Source organism: Tychonema sp. LEGE 06208 (genome assembly GCF_015207505.1).
In the GTDB taxonomy this organism is placed as follows: Bacteria; Cyanobacteriota; Cyanobacteriia; order Cyanobacteriales; family Microcoleaceae; genus Microcoleus.
Genome location: NZ_JADEWT010000007.1, coordinates 78,986 through 100,543 on the forward strand (window position 1 = coordinate 78,986; position 21,558 = coordinate 100,543).

The 21,558-nt window shown below is 44.6% G+C and carries 16 protein-coding genes and 2 pseudogenes; 11 read left to right on the forward strand and 7 right to left on the reverse strand.

What is annotated here, in order from left to right; genetic code table 11:
- Positions 1 to 13 precede the first annotated feature (13 nt).
- Complete coding sequence (locus tag IQ263_RS03525) at positions 14 to 2,251, forward strand: GumC family protein (protein ID WP_194066196.1); 2,238 nt, start codon at positions 14 to 16, stop codon at positions 2,249 to 2,251.
- 305 nt (positions 2,252 to 2,556) lie between these two features.
- Here IQ263_RS03525 and IQ263_RS03530 read toward each other — a convergent pair whose 3' ends face one another.
- The 3 genes from IQ263_RS03530 to IQ263_RS03540 form a co-directional block, all read right to left on the reverse strand.
- The gene (locus IQ263_RS03530; RefSeq protein WP_194066197.1) at positions 2,557 to 3,456 is read right to left on the reverse strand and encodes a S1 RNA-binding domain-containing protein; all 900 of its coding nucleotides are present in this window, start codon (positions 3,454 to 3,456) and stop codon (positions 2,557 to 2,559) included.
- Between the two features lie 165 nt (positions 3,457 to 3,621).
- A complete protein-coding gene (locus IQ263_RS03535; RefSeq protein ID WP_194066198.1) occupies positions 3,622 to 4,368 on the reverse strand; it encodes a dienelactone hydrolase family protein in 747 nt (248 codons plus the stop codon).
- A 392-nt stretch (positions 4,369 to 4,760) separates the two neighbouring features.
- The gene (locus IQ263_RS03540; protein ID WP_194066199.1) at positions 4,761 to 7,217 is read right to left on the reverse strand and encodes an ATP-dependent helicase; all 2,457 of its coding nucleotides are present in this window, start codon (positions 7,215 to 7,217) and stop codon (positions 4,761 to 4,763) included.
- A gap of 156 nt (positions 7,218 to 7,373) precedes the next feature.
- Between IQ263_RS03540 and IQ263_RS03545 the strand changes: the two genes are divergently transcribed.
- On the forward strand, positions 7,374 to 8,384 hold the full coding sequence (locus IQ263_RS03545) for a DUF4349 domain-containing protein (protein WP_194066200.1): 1,011 nt from the start codon (positions 7,374 to 7,376) through the stop codon (positions 8,382 to 8,384).
- 393 nt (positions 8,385 to 8,777) lie between these two features.
- Here IQ263_RS03545 and IQ263_RS03550 read toward each other — a convergent pair whose 3' ends face one another.
- Positions 8,778 to 9,872, reverse strand: a complete 1,095-nt coding sequence (locus IQ263_RS03550) for a RuBisCO accumulation factor 1 (RefSeq protein WP_194066201.1) — start codon at positions 9,870 to 9,872, stop codon at positions 8,778 to 8,780.
- Positions 9,873 to 9,988: 116 nt separating this feature from the next.
- Here IQ263_RS03550 and IQ263_RS03555 point away from each other — a divergent pair, with 116 nt between their 5' ends.
- Positions 9,989 to 11,161, forward strand: coding sequence for an RNA-guided endonuclease InsQ/TnpB family protein (locus IQ263_RS03555; RefSeq protein WP_194066202.1), 1,173 nt, complete (start codon positions 9,989 to 9,991; stop codon positions 11,159 to 11,161).
- 168 nt (positions 11,162 to 11,329) lie between these two features.
- The gene (locus IQ263_RS03560) at positions 11,330 to 12,274 is read left to right on the forward strand and encodes a response regulator (protein WP_194066203.1); all 945 of its coding nucleotides are present in this window, start codon (positions 11,330 to 11,332) and stop codon (positions 12,272 to 12,274) included.
- A gap of 105 nt (positions 12,275 to 12,379) precedes the next feature.
- On the opposite strand, the gene IQ263_RS03565 is transcribed toward IQ263_RS03560, so the two are convergent.
- On the reverse strand, positions 12,380 to 12,679 hold the full coding sequence (locus IQ263_RS03565) for a hypothetical protein (RefSeq protein WP_194066204.1): 300 nt from the start codon (positions 12,677 to 12,679) through the stop codon (positions 12,380 to 12,382).
- Between the two features lie 131 nt (positions 12,680 to 12,810).
- On the opposite strand from IQ263_RS03565, the gene ubiE reads away from it, so the two are divergent.
- The 7 genes from ubiE (at position 12,811) to IQ263_RS03595 (ending at position 19,900) form a co-directional block, all read left to right on the forward strand.
- A complete protein-coding gene (ubiE, locus tag IQ263_RS03570; protein WP_194066205.1) occupies positions 12,811 to 13,512 on the forward strand; it encodes a bifunctional demethylmenaquinone methyltransferase/2-methoxy-6-polyprenyl-1,4-benzoquinol methylase UbiE in 702 nt (233 codons plus the stop codon).
- A gap of 143 nt (positions 13,513 to 13,655) precedes the next feature.
- Entirely contained in the window at positions 13,656 to 14,888 is a 1,233-nt protein-coding gene (locus IQ263_RS03575; protein WP_194010015.1) for a DUF445 domain-containing protein, read from the forward strand.
- Positions 14,889 to 15,090: 202 nt separating this feature from the next.
- Complete coding sequence (locus tag IQ263_RS03580; protein WP_194066206.1) at positions 15,091 to 15,399, forward strand: DUF3493 domain-containing protein; 309 nt, start codon at positions 15,091 to 15,093, stop codon at positions 15,397 to 15,399.
- Positions 15,400 to 15,510: 111 nt separating this feature from the next.
- Positions 15,511 to 15,714, forward strand: a complete 204-nt coding sequence (locus IQ263_RS28155; protein ID WP_228049766.1) for a hypothetical protein — start codon at positions 15,511 to 15,513, stop codon at positions 15,712 to 15,714.
- Between the two features lie 158 nt (positions 15,715 to 15,872).
- Positions 15,873 to 16,448, forward strand: coding sequence for an alpha/beta hydrolase (locus tag IQ263_RS03585; protein WP_194066207.1), 576 nt, complete (start codon positions 15,873 to 15,875; stop codon positions 16,446 to 16,448).
- A gap of 617 nt (positions 16,449 to 17,065) precedes the next feature.
- Positions 17,066 to 18,274 carry a DegT/DnrJ/EryC1/StrS family aminotransferase gene (locus tag IQ263_RS03590; protein ID WP_194066208.1) on the forward strand — a complete coding sequence of 403 codons (1,209 nt, stop codon included), beginning with the start codon at positions 17,066 to 17,068 and terminating at the stop codon, positions 18,272 to 18,274.
- 567 nt (positions 18,275 to 18,841) lie between these two features.
- Positions 18,842 to 19,900 carry a glycosyltransferase family 4 protein gene (locus tag IQ263_RS03595; protein WP_370588946.1) on the forward strand — a complete coding sequence of 353 codons (1,059 nt, stop codon included), beginning with the start codon at positions 18,842 to 18,844 and terminating at the stop codon, positions 19,898 to 19,900.
- A gap of 265 nt (positions 19,901 to 20,165) precedes the next feature.
- Here the strand turns inward: IQ263_RS03595 and IQ263_RS03600 are convergent.
- A pseudogene (locus tag IQ263_RS03600) lies at positions 20,166 to 20,835 on the reverse strand (IS1 family transposase).
- Positions 20,836 to 21,103: 268 nt separating this feature from the next.
- Positions 21,104 to 21,558: pseudogene (locus tag IQ263_RS03605) on the reverse strand (poly(A) polymerase); the annotation flags it as partial.

The following is a 21,558-nucleotide window of genomic DNA, read 5'->3' on the forward strand; positions in this document are numbered from 1 at the left end:
TAACATTTGTCTTATGGATAAAAAACTGTTTTCTTCCATCAAGAATGACCTTAATGCTCAATATCTGTCTGTCCCCTCCGCTAATTACCTAGCTAATACCCCAGAGGAGGATGACCAAGTCCTTGATATGAATTGGGTAATAGCTGTCGTCAAACGTCGCCTTATGGTGATGACCATAGTAGCTGCTAGCATAGCTACTTTGAGCGGTAGTTTCATTATCTGGAATGCCAAAAAGATTGTTTCTGATTACGAAGGAAAATTTACTGTTTTAGTAGAACCTCTTACGACGGACGATCGGCTATCAAAGCTCTTAGTCCAAGCTCAAAATAATAGTTTAGGTATAACAGACTTGAACAAAATTAAATCATCAGCGGAAGACGGTTCCTCAGTGGATTATCAAAGTTTGACGCGGGTTTTGAAAACCCCAGAAGTGCTAATACCATTAATTAATAAATTACAAAAAAGATATCCAAATATTGAATATAAAACTCTCAAAAATCGCTTAACTATCGAACGTGTGACTTTCTTGCGAGATGGAAAGCAGGGGGGTACTAAACTCCTAGATATTAGATACCGCGATCCCAACCCCAAGCGCATAAAATATGTGCTGGAAGAAATGGCCAAATATTACGTAGAATATATGGACAAAGAGCGCTTAAGAGTTGGCAAACAAAGTATAGATTTTATTGCTAGACAAATATCACCCCTCCAGCAGAAAGTAGATAACTTGCAACAAGAATTACAAGTATTAAGAGTTAAGTATAGCTTTAATCAACCAGAACTACGCAGCCGCAGCCTATCAGATCAGCTAGATAGTTTAGCTAATCGTCGCCTCGAAGTACAAGCACAACTAGCAGAAAGTAGGCAGCAATATGAAAGCTATAAAAAAATATCTTTAACGGGCGATAATCGCTGGATTGTTGATGTTAGACCAAAGTCTTATGAAAGTTTAATGAGCAAAGTAAATGAAATAGAGTCGCAATTAGCTTTAAGCTCTACTCAGTTTTATGAAAATAGCCTTCCCATTCAATCTTTGCGGGAAAAACAGCAAAGTTTGCGCGATTTAATGCAAAAAGAAGCTGAGTCTGTCCTCCTTCAGATGAAATCACAACTAGAACAGTTGGAAGCTCGCGAGCGATTGATAACTAATAGCCAAAATTTACTGCAAGCAAAAATCACTCAAATGCCCCAAGCTCAACGTCGCTATGATGAAATACAATTAAAACTAGAACTAGCTAAAGATACTCTCAAACTGTTCCTAGAAAAACAAAAAACCTTACAACTAGATGCTGGTCAAATTGATGGCTCTTGGCAAATTATATCTAAACCACAGTTAGTCACAGAGGACAATGGTGATCTCCATATAGTCCAACCAAAACCAACCAAGCGCCACTTAGCTATAGCGATCGTGATTAGTAGTTTACTAGGTATTGCTGTAGGTTTCTTAGTAGAAGTTTTAAATACTGTTTTCCATACTCCAGAAGAAATTAAATCCTTAGCTAAACGCCCCCTTTTGGGAGTTATCCCGATCGCCAAAGCAATGAATATTAAATCTCGTAGGAGGCAAAGGATATCAAGTAAGTTCACTAGCGTAAATTCAACAACTCACAGCGCAGGTTTAAGACAAATAATAATGTCTAACGATCGGGATTTTCCTTTGATTGAGGCATTTCATTACTTATATGCAAATATTCAGTTATTAAATGCTGAAGATCCAATAAGTTCTTTAACTATCACTTCGACTGCTAAAGGTGAGGGTAAATCCACTGTAGCAGTTTATTTAGCTAAAACTGCTTCTGCTGTAGGTAAGCGAGTATTATTAGTAGATGCTAATATGCGTTTTCCTCAACTGCACACATACCTTGGCATCTCAAATATGAGAGGTTTAAGTGATGCTTTGACTTCTGATTTAAGTTTAAATGAGGCTATTCAGCGATTACCTGACGATGAGAATCTTTTTGTCCTCACTGCTGGTACTATTCCCCCAGATCAAATTAAATTACTTTCTTCAAAAAAAATGCACTATTTAATGGAGCAGTTCCTGGTATTATTTGATTTGGTAATTTACGATACGCCACCTTTAATTGGTTTAGCTGATGGTCATTTAGTAGCTTCTCAAACTAATGGTACAGTGCTGATAGTAAAAATAGAAAAGACCGATAGAGACATGGTAAGCAAAGCTTTAGATCAACTAAATGCAGCCGATATTAAAGTATTTGGAGTAGTAGCTAATGGGGTTAAGGGAAGATAAATGAGAGCCCCGACTGCTTTAAAAAGTGGGGTGATAAGCAGGGCTGATTCATTCTACAAAAAATGATAATTTTGTAGGGTCGTGCCCCGTGCCGACCCTATTCACCGACGATTTGTCCTCATTTCATGGGCTGGAGTAACCACGGGGTGATTACCCCTACAAGAGAATGAATCAGCTCTGGGGTGGTAAGCTGTCGCCCATTTAAATTGCATATTCGGGACGCTGCTCAGAGCAAGATCCCACTAATGGTTTGATTGATTCTTGACACACAATTTAAATAGAGAACAGCTTAATTATATCAAGACCTAAGAAAGAGTCTTTCTAGCGCGTTCCGATCGCTCTTCTGCGGTATCCATGACATCAGCCATTTTATCCACCATTTCCCCTGGATAATTTTCCAGTACCCGAGTGGAAAGGGAAATCCGCCCGCGACCTTCGTCGAGGTCAACTACCAGCGCCTTTATAGGTTGACCGGGAGCAAAAACCTGTGCCAGGTTATCAATATATTTTTGGCTGATTTGCTTGATGTGGAGTAAACCGCTAACTCCTTCCAAGTCCACAAACACGCCAAAAGGCTTGATGCTGCTAACTTTTCCTTCCACTAACTGACCGATTTGCAACTGACTGAAGGCGCTCGATTGAGAGGCCATCCGCTGGGAAAGTACGAGTTTGTCTCGATCGCGATCCACTTCCAAAAAATTCACCGTCAAAGATTGACCAATTAACGATTCTATGTTATCGCGTTGGGCTAAGTGCGATCGGGGAATAAAACCGCGCATTCCCTCAACGTCCACCGTCACGCCGCCCTTATTCGCGCCAGAAACCCGCACCTGAAGCACTTTACCGGTTTCCTGCAATGCAACTAAATCTTCCCAAGCTTGCTGAACTTGTAACTGTTTCAGAGACAGAGTAACTTGGCCGTCTGCGTCTTGTTCCCGGATAATTAAAAAGTCCTGTTCCTCGTTTAGCGGAACCACTTCCGACAAATCCGTAACCGTTCTCAAAGCAGCCTCTGCGATCGGCAAAAAAGCCGAAGACTTGCCGCCGATATCAACATACGCACCGTTTGAGTCGTACTCGAACACTTTGCCGCGCACGACTTGTCCCTTCTGGAACTCGTAATTGTGCTGTTCGAGGGCTTTAGCAAAATCATCCATTGAAAAAGATGCTTTTGCGCTTTGAGAACCTGTAGATTTGGAATTCATGTCAGTTTATTTATCAGTTGTCAGTTGTCAGTTGTCAGTTGTCAGTTGTTAGTTGACAGTTGTCATATGTTGAAGAAAGAAGGAAGATTTTCCCCCACTCTCCCACTCTCCCACTCTCCCACTCTCCTATTCTCCCACTCTCCCCATCTCCCCATCTTCCACTCTCTAAGCTAGTTGAAGTTCGTGATGAAATAACTGCTTCACCTGCACCCACGACTCTGCTGCGGCGGTAGCGTCGAAACTGCCGCGATGGTCGCAGAAAAAGCCATGATCCGCATTGTACTGGAAAATTTGGTGAGGAATTCTGTGTTTTTCCAATTCGGCAGCGATTTGGTCAACTTGTTCTTTGGGAATGCTGGGGTCTTGAGTGCCAAAAAAGGCGTAGAGAGTGCCTTGAATGTCGGCTGTACGGGCGATCGTCCGAGTATCGCCACCGGGGGTATTCGTAGCGATACCAGCGCCGTAGAAAGACGCTGTAGCCTTGATTTCGGGCAAAGTAGCGGCAAGGTAGGCTACGTGTCCGCCGAAGCAGAAACCGATGCAGCCAAAACCTTGTGGTTTGACGAATGGTAAAGTTTTGAGGTAATCGATGGTGGCTTGAATGTCACTGAGGAGTTCGGATGCGGTAGTTTGTTCTTTGTATTCTCTGCCGATTTCGATATCTTCCGGCGCGTAACCGGTTTCAAAGTTGGGGGCTTGGCGCTGGTAGATGGCCGGGGCGATCGCCACATATCCTTCCTTTGCTATTCTGTCAGTAACCTCGCGGATGTGCGAGTTAACGCCAAAGATTTCTTGGATGACGATAACTGCGGGAAATTCGCCGGCGGTGGCGGGTTGGGCTAGGTAAGCGGCAATTTGTAAATCTTTGTTGGGAATTGTGACGTTAGCTGTGCGAATTTCTGGGTTAGTCATAGTGAGTTTGAGTGCAATTATATTTCATTTGTGAATGAGATTTTTTTTAACGAACCGCGAAGGCGCGAAGAACACGAAGGAAGAAAAGAGAAGTTTTTTTGGCGAAAGTCTTTCTTTTCTTCTCTTCGCGTCCTTTGCGTCTTCGCGGTTTGTTTCAAAAATCTATTTTACAACATCACATTTGGGAATTGTGACGTTAGTTGTGCGAATTTCTGGGTTAGTCATAGTGAGTTTGAGTGCAATTATATTTCATTTATGAATGAGATTTTTTTTAACGAACCGCGAAGGCGCGAAGAACACGAAGGAAGAAAAGAGAAGTTTTTTTGGCGAAAGTCTTTCTTTTCTTCTCTTCGCGTCCTTTGCGTCTTCGCGGTTCGTTTCAAAAATCTATTTTACAACATCACATTCCCAGGAAATCTCTGTTTCAAAACTGGCATCACCGGACAAGGTTTTTGAGTTTGCAAATTCTCTGGTTTGTTCCAAGTAAAAGGCCCTTTATTCTCGGCCGCCATCCACAGCAAACTTTTGGCTCTAGTCATCGCTACGTAAAGCAATCTAAATTCTTCTGCTGTTTTCAAATAACCTGCTTGTTCCCACGCTTCACCGAGATTTGGTAAAGGATATTTTTCGTGCAAACTCGCTCTAATTTTTGCTCTCGCTACCTCTGCTAAGGTGAAATCTCCTAAAAATCTAGTTTGTGGCAAAACTCGCAAACTTCCGGGGATAGTTTGTTCGTGCAGAAATGGCAAAAATACGCAATCCCAATCTAAGCCTTTAGCTTTGTGCATGGTAATAATTGTGAGTTGACCTTTGCTGGTATAACGTTCTTCTATTTTGTCGTCTGCATCTACAGGTTCAAATCTTTCGGAACTGACAATTTCGCTCAGTACGTCTAATATATTGTGCATTGAATTGTTGCCGGCGGTTTGGATTGCTACTCTTTCTGCTAATTTGTCGGCTGTGGCTAATTCTGTTTGGTCGTATTGCAGCGCTAAGGCTAAAAATGAGATAATTTGGTATGGTGGTAATTCTAAGCGTGCTTGCAGTAAACTGCAACAAAAATAGCGACATTTCTGCACGGGATCTGACTGCTGCGGGTCTAGGGGGCCTGGGTAGAGGAATTGTTCGGGGCTGGTTGTAAAGGCATTGTAGTCTTGTTTGGGGATGAGTTGCCGATCGCTCAAAATCTTTAATGCTGCTTTCAGGTAATCTGGTGAGTGCGGGCGATCGAGAAATTGCAGCAGTGTTAAGATTTCCCAAGGTACTTGAGAATGTCTGTCGCGTTCTCCCACATCCTCAATTTTAATTCCGTATTTACGCAAATCAAAGCTTAATCCGTGTTTTTGCGGATTTTCTAGAACTTCTTTGATAAACTTGCCTTGTTTGTTTTCCCGCACCAAAACTGCCATTGATTTGAGATGTTCTAAGGGCAATTTTGGGCTATTTTCTGCATTCCTTTCTTCACCGCCTGATTGGATATTTTGGTCAGGGTTTACCCATTCAAAATTCGCAGGCAAAAATTGCTCAACTAACTCAATTACCCGCTTACCAATTAACTCAACACTATGGTAAATATCCCTGGGATTACACAATTCTAAACCGCGCCCAATGGGATCGGGATTGGCATTTTGTTGGGGGTCATCGCTGGGAACTGTTTGAATAATTTGGTTGCGAAAAGGCTGTTCGGTTCCGGCTAATTCCGAGCGATTTACCCATTGCAACATAAAGTTAGCTGCATCGATAATTACCTGGCTGCTGCGGCCTGCGCCGTCCATTGTCGCTAACTTATTTTCAACTTCGCACTCGTCACAAAATTTGTTAAAATAAATCGGGTCTGCGGGAGTGAATGTAGAATTTATCGCTTGATTTGGATCGCCAACTCTGATAAAATTGGGAGGTGAATTAGGAGAGTCTGGATCTTGAGCCAATGTTTGCAAAAGTTCAGTTTGCAAAGGTGTTGAATCCTGGGCTTCGTCCTCGAAAACGGCAAATACTTGCTTTTGCTCGATCGCCTTTGCTCCCGGATTGTCCAACACCCGCAAAGCTGCTAAAATCATTTCGTCGTAATCGATAAATTCTCGACTCCTCAACAAAGTCTGATATTTTTGATATAAACCGCCAGCTACGGCTAAAATTTGATAGTCGTCGCTCGAATCTCCCTCGCCCCTTTCTAACAACTCTTCGGGAGACAAACCAGAAGATTTCGCCTCGTGAATCACAGTTTTAGCTAACTGCGGCAAAATCTCCGTCCGCAAAACCGATTGTCGCCGCAGCCTCTCTGTTTCCTCTCCATCAAATTGCTGTCCTTCTAGCAAAATTTGATATCGGCGGGGATTTTCGGCGATCCAAAGTTCTACACAAGTGCGAATTAAGCGGTGACTTTGAGTCGGAGTCACTAAGGTAGAATTTTCTAAATTTAAACCCGATAAATCGGGATGGCGCATGGCAATGTTTAAAGCTAAACCGTGCAATGTGTGTACTGCAAAACCGCCTTGGGATAAAGACAATTCTCCTAATCTTTGGCGAATTTTAGCTTTAATATTAGCAGCAGCCGATCGCGTAAATGTCACCACAATTAACTGGCGGCGGTTGTGAAGCCGATGGCGGGCGATCGCAATTGCGGACGCAGCGGCCATTCCCGTAGACTTCCCGGCCCCTGGAACGGCGGAAACGGCAAGGGGGCCGCCTGTCCAATCCGCCATCTCGTGCTGCCCCTTACGCAGGCTCTCACGAATTTTACCGCAAGCTGCCACCAAAAAAGCCGCCGGCTCTAACTCGGAGAAAGTGCTGTCAGGGCGATCGATCTCAGTAGTCGATCGGCTAAAATCCAAATCAAATTCATCAGTCATTATTACATCCGCGTTTATCTGCGTTCATCTGCGGTTAAAAATCCCAAAATCTTCAACCCCAACCGTTTCCATTTTTGTATCGGCTAAACTAACACCATCTATCCGAGCTTAAATTAAAACCAGCATAAAATTCAATACCTTACAGGAAAAACCCTAATGAAAACTCAACTCAAAACCAATTCCCGGCCGCACCAGCCCCACCTAAACCAACCCAACAACAGCACAATTCGTTTTGCTGTGGCGGCATTTTTAACTTTATCTTCAGCTATTGCTTTACCGAGTTGTGCCGCAAATTCGCCCTCCAGCGTTGGAGGTAGCGCAGATTCATCCAGCAGTCGCGAAAACCAAATTGTCGCATCTGCACCGCAACAGGCACCCGCCCCAGTCGCAAGACAAGGCGCACAGCCAAAAACTTCTGCTGTATCCAAAACAGCACCTCCAGAAACTCCAGCAACTACTCCCCAACTGATTAAAAAAGCCGAGCTCAGTGTCGTTGTCAAATCAATTGACACTAGCACTAAATCTGTTACCGAGATTGTGAAAAAGCAGCAAGGCGATATCTTGGGTTTCCAAAACCAAAAGCCACCGGATTCTAGTATCCGCCAAACCGCAACGTTGGAGATTCGAGTACCTCAAGCAAAGTTAGAAACTACTTTAGATGCTTTAGCAAAACTCGGAAGCGTACAGAATCGAGGGCTTACGGCTGAGGATGTTACTACTCAATTAGTTGATAATGACGCTAGGCTGCGGAATCTTCGCAAATCGGAAGAAGTTGTGTTAAAAATTATGGAGCGATCGGGTTCTGTGGGGGATGTGTTGAAAGCTGCTCAAGAGTTGAGCAATATTCGGGAGTCGATCGAGCGGATTGATGCTGAGTTAAAAAGTTTGCGGAATCAAGTAGCTTATTCGACAATTAGTTTAACTTTAGAAGCCGCAGTCTCGGCTCAGCAAGATCCCGAACCTTCTCTCGGTTTGCGGGCGCAGGAAACTTGGGGGAAAGCGACTCATTCTGTGGGCGAATTGACGCTCGGTTTGTTTGGTTTGGCTATTTGGATGTTAGCTTACAGTCCTTATTTTCTGCTAATTGGTGCGGCGGTTTACGGTGTTGTTCGATTTAAGAAACAGCATTCTGTTCCGAAAATTCAAGAACCGAAACCGCCTCAGTAGTCAGTAGTCAGTAGTCAGTAGTCATTAGTCAGTAGTCATTAGTCATGTTTTGCTGTCGCCTCCGAGCTTTCCGTACAACGTCATCATGCAGAAGGAAGAAGGAAGGAAGAAGTTTGTAGGGTGTGTCGCTTGCAGATCATATTTGGAACAAATCGACAATCGGGTAGCGACGCACCAAACGCCGAAATATTGCGATAGAGCGGACTTGATATCCTTCCTAATTTAAAATCGCCAATGGTAGAAGGTGCGTCGCGCGGAGATTGTCGATTGGCTCCAAATATCGTCTGCAAGCGACACACCCTATGGCCACTAATGACAACTAACAACCAACAACTAACAACCAACAACCAATAACTAACAACTAACAACTAACAACTGACAACTAACAACTGACTAATCGTCTATTTGCCATCCATCTTTGGTATAATCTTCATCCAGAATCTTCTTCGGTCTCATCACCAGCACGACTCGTCCCAAAATCGACAACTGCGGGGATGTTTCAAACCATTGCAATTCTAAATTTCCCCCGTTGTCTGCGAGGAAATAACTGTCAGCATCCCACTGTCTTTGGGCGCGATCGGCAATAATCAAAACTTCTTCAACTTTACCTTGCAGCGGTACCGGCAATCGATCGCTCATTTCCAAAATCGCCACTGGATCTTCGGCTTTCAAAATTACCTGCCATCCGGGAATCGCCACCCAAGCTCCGGCTCCGGCAAATTTTACCATTCGGAACGGCTCGATTTCCTCCGGTAAAGGCACTGCTATCAAATCTGACGCAGTAAGCGGCAATTTGCCGGCAACCGGGACAATCCGGGGCAGTTGTTCCTCTGAATCGACCCTGTAGGTGGGTAAGCGGGGCGCTTCCCGCCTCGGAACTACGGTAAAATCTACGAGCAATTGCTCGATTTGCCCCCTAGCTGTTTGGCTGCTAGCTAATTTTAAGCCGCGAGCAATTAAGCGCGATCGCTCTTGCAAATCGCTTTTCTGTCTCGCCAACTGCCAGCACTGGTAGGCTACAGCATCCCCTGGAGTGTCTGTGAACCCCTGCGGGAGACTCCCGAAGTGCGAAAACTCCTTCATGGCTTTGGCAACTTGACGAGCATCGTCAACATCCAAATTGTGGGCTAGGATCAAAGCTGCTGCTCCGGCTCGCTCTGTCTGAGACAAAATCCGAAATTCGTATAAAATATCACTTCCTTTGCGTAGAAAGTGCGATCGAACTTCTTCCGAACCGCCAGCGTTGACCATGCTGGTGTAAACTTGGGCTGCGACGCTGACTTGATTTTGCTGAATTGGCTCAAAACCAGTTGCTTCAAAAACCTTCTGAGAACTCCAGCCTGCTTGCTGTAAGGCGGTGCAGGCTTGTCCCCACTCTACCCAAGTGCCTTCCTTGCGGCGGAGCGATCGAATTAACTTTTCGACATCCACAGCATTAGTGGAGGGTGCAGGTGCAGAAGGCGAGAAATCTTGAGGTGTATCAGTCATAATTTAATCAAAAACCAGTGCTAATTTATCAGAAATTTGGGTAAAAACCCCGTCCTTTGAGGACAGCTTTACAATATCTTCAGGTTTGCTCACAAAGTAAGTGCTAGAATGTAAGCATGACACAAAAAGCTTTCAAGTACCGCTTCTATCCGACTCCGGAGCAAGAAACCTTGCTTCGGAGAACCTTGGGCTGTACTCGATTGGTCTACAACCGCGCTCTCTGGGCCAGAACTGAGGCATGGTACGAACGGCAAGAGCGAGTTGGCTACACCGAAACCTCTAGTTTGTTGACTGCATGGAAAAAACAAGAGGATCTTGATTTCCTTAATGACGTTAGTAGCGTCCCCTTGCAACAGGGCTTGAGACACCTGCAATCTGCATTTTCTAACTTCTTTGCAGGACGGGCGAAATACCCCAACTTTAAGAAAAAGCGCAATGGCGGCAGTGCAGAATTTACCAAGTCTGCCTTCAAATGGCGAGACGGTCAACTGTTCTTGGCGAAAACCCTTGAAGCCTTGGCGATTCGGTGGAGTCGGGCTATCCCTCAAGGCGCAGAACCTTCTAGCGTCACGGTGAGACTATCGCCTGCTGGACGCTGGAGTGTTTCGCTGTTGGTGGATATCGAGATTGAACCATTGCCCCAGTCTCCTAATGAAGTCGGGATTGATTTGGGTATTACGAGTTTGATGGCCCTGAGTACGGGTGAAAAAATTACCAATCCCTCATGTTTCAAGGCGAAACGCCACAAACTCTCAAAAGCTAAAAAAGCATTGAGTCGCAAGCAAAAAGACTCTAAAAATCGCCAAAAAGCGCGTTTGAAAGTCGCTAGAGTTTATGCGGAAATTAGCGATGCTAGACAAGATTTTCTTCACAAGTTGACAACTCGGTTGGTGAGAGAAAACCAAACCATCGCCGTAGAAGACTTGGCTGTGAAGAATCTGGTGAAAAATCACAAACTCGCCCTCTCCATCAGTGATGCAAGTTGGGGTGAGTTGGTAAGGCAACTTGAATACAAGTGTAAATGGTACGATCGCACTTTGATTAAGATCGATCGTTGGTTTCCCAGTTCTAAGCGGTGTGGGCATTGCGGTCACATCGTTGAAAGGCTGCCGTTGAATCTGAGGGAATGGGACTGCCCTAAATGCAGCACTCACCACGACCGAGATATCAACGCCGCCCAAAATATACTTGCCGCAGGGCTTGCGGTGAAAGTCTGTGGAGCGAACGTAAGACCGGATAGGCATAAGTCTGATGGCGGTTGCGATGAAGCAGAAAGGTCTAGAAAGTGATTTCTAGAATCCCCGTGCGTTCACGCCGGGGCGGATGTCAAGTGTGATTCGATATCAGCAAGCATCGTGTCGCGGCAGAGCGATCGATTGATAGTAAGGGAAGTATGAGACTATTGTTACAGAATAGTTGCTCGCCTAAATTTACCAAGGGGAGTTTATCGTATTGTTATGGATAATGCCATTCCAGAGCTCGATCAAATTAAACGCCAGCTCATGACCCTACACCGACCGAAAAAACCCAAAATGTTGGTAGTAGACGATGAACCAGACAATCTGGATTTACTCTACCGCACTTTCCGACGAGATTTTAACGTACTCAAAGCTGATAGCGGGATTCGCGCCTTGGAAGTCCTCGGTATTGAGGGCGAGGTCGCCGTCATCATTTCCGACCAGCGGATGCCTGAAATGAAGGGAACAGAGTTTCTCAGCAAGACCGTACCACAGTTTCCGAATACCGTCAGAATTATCTTGACGGGTTTTACGGACATTGAAGACTTAGTGGATGCAATTAACTCTGGACAGGTTTACAAGTATATCACCAAGCCTTGGGACCCTAACGAATTGAAAATGGTGGTGCAAAAAGCTGCCGAGACTTATGAAGTTCTCAAGCAGCGGACTGAGGAATTGCACCGCGCCCAAAATCAAATACAACTGTTAGCAACAATCATGCAGGCGGCTGTGGATTATCCGAATTTGGAACTGAGTTTAGAACCAATGGCTACTGCTGTTAGCGATAATTTTTTGGCGGATGTTTGCATCTTGCAAATGTTGGAAGAAAATGTTTTAATGCCAGTCCAAGGCACTCACACCAGCGGACAAACTGTGGAAAATTGGCTGGCTGATGACCCTCTGGTTGGAGAGGCAATTTCCTCTCAAACTATTCAGGGTGCTGTAAATATTGCCAGCGACGCAGCCCTAGCTAGTCTGCCGCACTATCAAAAATCTGGCGTTCAAGCTCACTTGATCGTGCCGGTGATTCACAAAGGTCGATCGCTCGCCCTGATGTCCCTCCAGTGGAAGCAACCTTGTTCCCTGCGCCCCGACGAACTCACAACAGTTCACCTCGCCGCTCAAGAAGTTGCTTTGGTACTGACGAGTTTTCAAGGTGGTTAGTCATTAGTTATTGGTTATTGGTTATTGGTTATTGGTTATTGGTTATTGGTTATTGGTTATTGGTTATTGGTTATTAGTCATCGGTCATTGGTCATCGGTCATTGGTTAGTTGCTACCAATTCCCCATTTCCAATCCCTCCGCTTCGCTCCGCCCAATTCCCCATTCCCCATTCCCCATTTCCAATTCCTCATTTCCAATCCCTCCGCTTCGCTCCGCCCAATCCCTCCGCTTCGCTCCGCCCAATCCCTCCGCTTCGCGCTCGCCCAATTCCCCATTCCCAATCCCTCCGCTTCGCGCTCGCCCAATCCCTCCGCTTCGCTCCGCCCAATCCCTCCGCTTCGCGCTCGCCCAATTCCCCATTCCCAATCCCTCCGCTTCGCTCCGCCCAATTCCCCATTCCCCATTCCCAATAACAAATAACAAATGACTAATAACAAATGACTAATAACAAATAACAAACAACAAATAACAAACAACAAATAACCAATAACCAATAACAAACAACAAATAACCAATAACCAATAACCAATAACCAATGACTAATAACGCCGAACAAATTAAAAATATCTTTAACCGAATTGCACCAGTTTACAACCAAATGAACGACTGGTTGAGCTTGGGGCAGCACCGGATTTGGAAGCAAATGGCCGTGAATTGGAGCAGTGCGGGCCCGGGAAATACTTGTTTGGACTTGTGCTGCGGTAGCGGGGATTTAGCTTTGCTGCTGGCCAAACAAGCAGGGCCTACCGGCTGTGTATTTGGAGTAGATTTTTCCGCCGAACAATTGGCTGTTGCTGCTTTGCGCGATCGACCTTTGCTTACCCAGACAAGTCCCATAACCTGGATAGAAGCTGACGCCCTAGACTTGCCTTTTACCGACAATTACTTTGACTGCGCCACAATGGGTTACGGCTTGCGTAACGTGACGGACATCCCCCGCAGCCTTCAAGAATTGCACCGCGTACTAAAACCGGGCGCAAAAGCCGCCATTCTTGACCTCCACCGCCCCAGTAATTCCCTCATGCGGAGCTTTCAGCAGTTTTATCTCGACAGTCTCGTGGTGCCAATTGCTCAGCAATTTGGGATGACTCAAGAATATGCCTACATTAATCCTAGTTTAGAAAAATTCCCGATCGGTCAGCAGCAAGTCGCGATCGCCCGCGAAGCCGGATTTGCCCGAGCCACCCACTATCCCATTGCTGGAGCTATGATGGGAGTATTGGTATTAGTCAGTTGACTGTTGACTGTTAACTGTTGACTGTTAACTGTTGACTGTTAACTAATGACTAATGACTACTGACTACCGACTACCGACTACCGACTACCGACTACTGACTGCTGACTACTGACTACTGACTAATTCCCAATTCCCAATTATTGATGAACCAGTCTGACATTTGGCTGTTGTTTGCTCCGCCTGTAGTGGGAGGCATTATTGGCTATTTTACTAACGACATAGCCATCAAAATGCTGTTTCGCCCCTATCGAGCTATTTATATCAAAGGGCGGCAGTTGCCTTTCACTCCCGGCTTGATCCCGCGCAACCAAGAACGCTTGGCCAAGCGAATTTCTGACACAATTATGGGTTCGCTGCTGACACCACAAGAATTGCAAAATTTGGCGCGCCGCCTTTTGCAAACTGAGCGGATGCAGTCGATAATTCTCTGGCTGCTGCAGTTGGCGCTGGATCAGGTAAAAGCAGACGCAGAACAAAAAACATCTAAAATTCTCGCTAACATTCTGCGAGATTTGCTGGGAGAATCTGTGCCGCGAATTCTCAAAGTTTTGGCGCGCCGGGAAGATTTTTTAGAAGCTCAGCTAAATCAAATTTTTGACCAAGTTTTGCTAGAAATTCAGCTAACAGAAGCTCAGGCGGCTCAGTTGGCTGATTGGCTATTGCAGGTAGTAATACCGCCGGAAGTGCTGCGGCAGGCTTTAATTGACTTTTTGACCGATCGCAATATTTCGATTATCGATGAAGGGTTTCGAGAAAAAACCAGCGGCACTTATTGGGTTGTCGCCAATTTGTTTGGTTTGCGGAACACTTTAACTCGGCTGCGGACTTTTTGTCTCGACGACAGAGAAGCAACAAATAAGCGGTTAGCAGAGTTAACAGTTTCTTTAGGAATTCGCGGGCGACTTCAGGAATGGCTGCAAAATTTGTCAATGCAAAACTTACCGGTTTCCACTGTAAGACAGTTGCGAAAAACAATGCGCGACAGCGTTCGCACCTACGTTCAACAGCGGGGTACAGAGGTACTTGATGGGTTGAGCAAATCTATTGACTGGGAAAATATTTCGCGGTTGATTCTGAATCGATTGCAAACTTCAGCGGTAATGAGCGCTTCCCTAGAAATTGTCAGCAAAGAACTAGCTTTGGTTTTAGATCGTTATTTAGAGCGGGATTTAGAAAAAATTGTAGCTCAGGCTATCCCGATTTTAAATATCGACCAGGTGATTGTCGATCGAGTAAAAGGCACTTCTCCCGAAGAATTAGAGCTAGCAATTCAGGGAATTGTCAAAAGTGAGTTGCAGGGAATTGTAAATTTAGGAGGCATTTTAGGTGTTTTTGTCGGCTGTTTGCAGACAGTCATACTTTTGCTGCAGCGATGATTGATCTTGGCAGTGGTGAGATATTTAGTTGTAATATGATATCGAGCGCAGAATTTCCACGCACAGTAGACTTGCATTAAATTCCTAGGCTTTCCTCAGCATCAAATTATCTGCGTTTGTCTGTGTTGCATCTGCCTTTCGCCTGCGGTTGCTCGATCGGTTATTTTTGACCCAATCCCTAATTTACTTATTTCCTAAATCTATGCCACTTCCCAATTCGGACGATCGCCCCTACACCCCAAAAAACCCCCGCAACCTCAACCGCCAACAATACGAGCGTTTAACCGCAGAAATAGCCGCTCCCTACCGGCCTCTGCGGCAGTTGGTCTACGTAGCTTGTGGCGCTTCGGGCTTTATCGGCGGTCTGGTTTTCCTCGCTCAAATTGCCTCTGGCCGGGAAATAGGCTCTGCTTTGCCAAATTTTGCCCTCCAAGTCGGAGTCGTCGCTCTGATGGTGTTTTTGTTTCGCCTGGAGCAGCGCGCCGAAGCCCGATCGCCCAAGTCGAAGTAACAAAAATTTACCAATCGACACAAAAATATATTTGAGGCAAGGAAAAGTTAGAAAAATAAAGAAATTATTACGAAATCCTGGTTTGCGATCGATCCCTGTCACGATTAAAGAGTGGGTTCAATTGGGGTCAGCAAATTTAAAGACCCTAATCATAAGCCGCTTTTACTTCGTTCAATTGGGGTCAGCTTTGATAAAGACCCTAAATATATAAAACAAATTTCAGCCCAGCGCCAGCCTTCATTGATAGAAGAGCTGGCGTTTGGTATTTGGGGCAGTAGGGCCCGCGCAAAGCCAAGCACAGTTCCCAAAAAATAATGCCACAGCAGGAAAGCTGCAAATCCTGCTTATCGTCAGTCATCCCCAATCCCCAATCCCCAAATCTAAAACTTGTTCGCTCGCGAAGTCGAAGAATCTAAAATCTAATCAGATGTGTGTCAAAGTCTAATTAGAAAAAGTTGTTGGGAGATTTTACTATGAGCAGGTCATTTTGCAAAGTGCGGTGGACGCTATTTTTAGCTGCCGGTGCGGGAATTGTATTTTACAGCAGTGCGGCGGTGGCGGCGGAAAAGGTAGTGCTCAAATACAGTGCGATCCGAATGACTTTACCAGTCAGCGAATTAGAAGTTTTTGCAGGAACTGGGAAAATGTCGCCCGGGTTAGAAATGCTGTTGTCCCAGGCAAAACAAGACCCGGAAGCGGTTCGCAGAAATCTGACGAGACCGGTCAAAGTCAATCAAAGGTTTTTGGATGGGACCCTTAACAGTAAGGTTGGGGAAATTATTCTCGATGAAGTGGGTCAGGTAATTCGCACTCCTTCTGGGAATGCAAATCGAGAAGCTTTGAGATCGGCTTTGGTGCTGTCTGCAACTAATGATAACGAGATTACGCTGCTGGAAGCGATGAGGAATTATCCGGCTGCTGAAGTTTATGTTGAGGGCGATCGTTTAGTTGAAGCTTACGGCAAACTTGTGGCTTTGTCAGAACAATTGGGCGGCGTTTCGGAACGGCTGCAAGACATTTTGAATAAGATTCGTCTGCCTAGATTGTAGGGGATTATGTCAAGGATCGTTGATTTGTGCGATCGCACAATTTTTCGGAACCTGCATAAATTACACCAGAATCACATTTTATTTTTGCAAAATTTCCTGATTTTAACACCAGTCTAAAACAAGAATGCAGCGGTAGACAAGCTCCCAACCCAACGGGAATCAGTTAGTCCCAAATCTCCTATCGAAAAGCAGCAAATCTCACATCGTATAATCTCGCTCTGAAATCTATCCCTGGATAGATGTTATACAGTTAATAAAAAGTTGACAATGATGTTTATTTTTGGGCTGTTTTGAGCAAAAAATGCGGCTGAGAGCTTCTGTATCTTCCATAAATAGAAATACGATCTGCTGGACATTACAGATTATGTATTTTAAGATATGGAAATGCTGTCAGAATCAGGCGCTTGCAAAAAAAAATGACCAGTCATTAGTAAGCTAGTGGTATCACAGATAACATTACGCAACGCATTGCCCAAAACTTTTGACAAAAAAAAGTTAAAAACGGAAAGGGTGAGAGACTGGATTAATTAACAGCACCTCACATCCAAATAAAATCGTAATTTCAGGGTAGTACACCTTCATTCCATCGACTCTATATACTCGCTAAAACTAGCAACATGAAAAACAATCCTATTCGTCCAAAAGACCGTTTCTTGGTTTTCGGCGCTCCCTCGATCGAAGATGCTGAAATTCAAGAAGTGGTGGCAACCATGAAAACAGGTTGGTTGGGTACCGGCCCGAAAGTCAGGAAGTTTCAAGACGAATTCAATGCTTACAAGGGTTCCCAGTACGCGGTTGCGGTTAATTCCTGTACGGCGGGACTGCACTTGAGCGTCCTCGCTGCTGGCTTGAAACCAGGGGATGAAGTGATTACTACTCCGATGACTTTTTGCGCTACAGTTAATGCGATTATTCACGCCGGAGCAACACCGATACTGGCGGATGTAGATCCGGTGACAATGAATATTGACCCGGCTCGAGTCGAAGCTAAAATAACTCCCAAAACTAAGGCGATTTTACCAGTTCACTTCGCCGGTCGTCCCTGCGATATGGATGCGCTTTGTTCCATTGCTAGCCGTCACAATTTGAAGTTGATTGAAGACTGCGCTCACGCGATCGAAACACAGTACAAGGGACGGAAAGCAGGCACTTTTGGCGACTTCGGATGTTTCAGCTTTTATGTCACCAAAAACATCACGACGGGCGAAGGAGGAATGATTCTGGCTCGCGCTCAAGCAGACTCTGACAGGCTCAACATTTTAGCGCTGCACGGTATGAGCAAAGATGCTTGGAAGCGCTTCAGCGACTCGGGTTACAAGCACTACGAAGTGGTGGAAGTCGGCTTTAAATACAATATGATGGATCTGCAAGCTGCGATCGGCATTCATCAATTAAAACGAGTCACCCCTTATTGGCAGCGGCGGGAGCAGATTTGGCAGCGCTACAATGAAGCATTTGCGGATTTGCCGATTACTGTACCGGCGAACCCAGAACCGGATACGATTCACGCTTATCACCTGTACACAATTCTGGTAGATGAAGCGAAAACAGGAATCAGCCGCGACGAGTTTCTCAACGCTATTAATGCTGAAAATATTGGTGTCGGCGTACATTACATGAGTATGCCGGAACATCCTGTCTATCAAAAAATGTTTGGATGGCAGACAGCAGACTATCCGAATGCTAGCTACATTGGGCGGCATACAGTTAGCTTGCCGATTTCAGCTAAATTAACAGATGCAGATGTGGAAGATGTAATTGCTGGTGTTAAAAAATGTTTGGCCCTTGGCAAAGCTAAAAATCCTGTTTTAGCAACTGTCGCCTAAAGTCCTGAGATAGGATGATTCCTTCTCTCCTTAAGAATTAAACATCCTACTCCTGACTCTTGACTCCCGCTCTCAAATCAGGCTGCATTTACATGATTAGCTTTCTTTGTAATTCGTAATTGGTCTGTAAACCTACCGAAAAAACAGAATACCCAGATCCCGGCGGTAGTTAAAAACATCGGGTATCTGGGAGGGAGATAGCTTTTGATCTTTAATTGGTTGACCTATAGGCTTTCGAGTTAAAAATGAGGTAGTTTCTTGGGTTTGATCCATCTTTAGAGTTGTTATATAGCAATAGGGCAGCGTCTAATAACTTTATTTACAGTCATTTGCGAATCTAAGCTGTTATACATTTAAATTGTGCATCAAAAATCAATCAAAATATTGTATGATGGGTACGCGAAACCGTTCCGAATATCCAATTTAAATGCAAAATAGCTTATGTGAGAATAGCTATACTTCATTATCCTGATTCGTTGAGTAATACTGCTGATTAATATGTTAAAATTGAGTGCTTTATTCCCAATACATTCCCGAAACCGAGGAATTAGCGACGTATTTTTTTCAGTGTGCAAAGAATGGCAAGGCCCTGAATTGAAGGCTCGCATGGTTGTCCCCAGTTGCGATCGCGAATGTCGCGGCCCCAATGTAGTGGAAGCAATTCCGTCATTTCTGACAAAACTATATTACCGCAGCCCTAGTCTTCCCATAATCAAGACAGAGAAGCGTTTTCTCAAAGATTTCAAAGATTTTGATCTGGCATACTTGTGGCCTGGTATATCATTAGATTTTGTAAAGAGGGTTAACAAGCAGAACAAGCCAATTGTTTTGGAGCGAGTTAATAGTTATCAAAGCGAATCTAAGAGAATCCTTGACGATGCTTACTCTCGCTTGGGATTGGAACCTCAACACAACGTTACTCCAGAAAATATTCAGGATGAAAAGGAAAAACTCAAGCTAATTGATTTTCTGTTTTGTCCTAGTCCGATAGTAGCAAAATCGTTTCAAGAAGTCGGGGTTCCTGAAGAGAAACTACTTGTAACGACAGAAGGTTGGTGGCCCCATCGTTTCCCCAATTATCAATCTCAAAAACCGCCGCAGGATGAAGTTAACGTCCTTTTCCTAGGTTTTGCCTGCGTCCGCAAAGGGGTTCATTTGCTTTTGAAGGCTTGGGAGCTAGCTGGGATTAAGGGAACGCTGACAATTTTTGGAGCGATGGAGCCTGCGATCGCTCAAACTTGCAGTCATTGGCTGAAACGTCCTGATGTAGTTCAATTTGATTATGCTGTTGACTACAGTTTTGCCTATCGCAAAGCTGACTTTTTTGCCTTTCCCAGTCTTGAGGAAGGTAGCGCACTCGTCATCTATGAAGCAATGGGTCATGGTTTGCCGATTCTTACTTCGCCGATGGGAGGAGGCGGTGTGGTGCGTGATGGTATTGACGGCATAATTCTCGATCCCTACGATACGGATGCCTGGGTGGAGGGACTGCGAAAATTATCTAATTCTCCTGATTTGCGCGCTCAGATGGGAGCCTCCGCCCGCAAGCGAGCTTTGGAGTTGACTTGGCCCCAAGTTGCTGCTAGGCGCAAAGAGCAGATTCTGCAAAAAATGAAAATTAAATAACTCTTTACCTGGGTTCCCTTTAGATAAATCTGATGTAACAGAAATACTGTCCCCTGCAATTACTCAGAAGTTGAAAGTGGCACTAACCTAGCTTTTTGGCGTTGCTGAATTAAGGTATGAATGCCCCGGTCATGGGAATATCGTCAAATTTCAAGTAATGTATTAATAACTTAGGATCGAAAACTTAATAACTTAAACACCTCCTACAGTCCTCTCTCCTGTAAGTTGCCTTCCTCAAAGGAGGATATTCCTCGCCCCAGAAACATTACCAGGCTCTTCCTGGTAACGAGCAATCACTTAAGTTATTAAATTTTCCTTCCTTAATAAAATGCTTGAGTATTTGCTCACATTTAGAATAAAGAGTCTTGGGATGCAGCCTAGCTAAATAATGTCTTAGTCTTGTATTTTACCCTTCTAAGGAGTGTCAGATAAGTCTTGCTAACAATCCGATCTCCATCAGGAATAAACATGGGATATACAGACCATCCATCAGTTACATAAACATAGCATTTCCATGCACTTACGTTGTCCCATAATGGTTCAAATGCCTTAGCGCTACGATCCCCTAATACCAATCCTAAAATTCCTGGACTAAAGTGTTCCACCGCTGTCCACAGCAAGAGTTTGTCTGTTTTTTTAGATAACTTTGTAATTCATCGAGTTCACCAACTTCTGGAATTACTTCCGGGTCATAAACATCTGGTAACAGTTTCTCGACTTGTTTTACCCAATTTATTACCGTGGTATTATGAACTTTCTTAACTCGTGATATCGCCCGTAAACCTATGCCATTAACGTACATTTTTAGACCATCACGTTTGATGGTTTCGCGCTTGACATCGCTGGGCATACTCATTGATGAATTGACGACAACATTGGACACAAATGTGGTTCTGTTTTCCTTTTTTCTTGCCATTTTTACGGATAGGGTTGATTTACATTCGCTTGCGTTGCATAAATTATATCGTTTCCGCTTGCATCGTCAGGTGATTTAACCGGCGCTAGAACACAGAGTACACAGAGTCCGAGAATATATATCTGAATCATTCCGATGAAGAGAGGATTTGATATTATTCCTCCTATTCATACTCTAATATCAATTCCGGTTGCACTCCTCATGATGTTAACTGTTAACAGTCAACAGTCAACAGTGAATTTACTATTCCGATGAAGAGAGGATTTGATATAACTCAGCAACACCCCCTAAGTTTGAGGATAATGTTGTGCTAAAAAAACGATCGCACTAGCCCGATCGCCCAAATGGCCATCCAACGCAGCCGCCAACAAATCATCTAACATCCGTTTAAATGCTGGCCCCGGCTTGTAACCCAAAGCCTTCAAGTCGTTTCCGTTTAAAGGCGACTCGACATTCGCCCATTTGGTGAGATATTCCAAAATCTGACGGCGGATACTCCGGGGACTTTGGAGGGCGATCGCAATTAACACCGGCAACTCATAATTCCTCAGCAGCAGCACCAATTGACTCGGTAACTTGCACTTCGGCAAATTTTCTGCTAATTCCTGATTTGCCGCTTCCAAATTTTGCAGCCGCTTAATGCTATCTGCAGGTAACAGAAGATTTGCAGCTACTTTACCCCGATATTCTGGTGCTAAATAAGCGATCGACACTTCCAGTCGCATCAGCCAATCAGGAATAT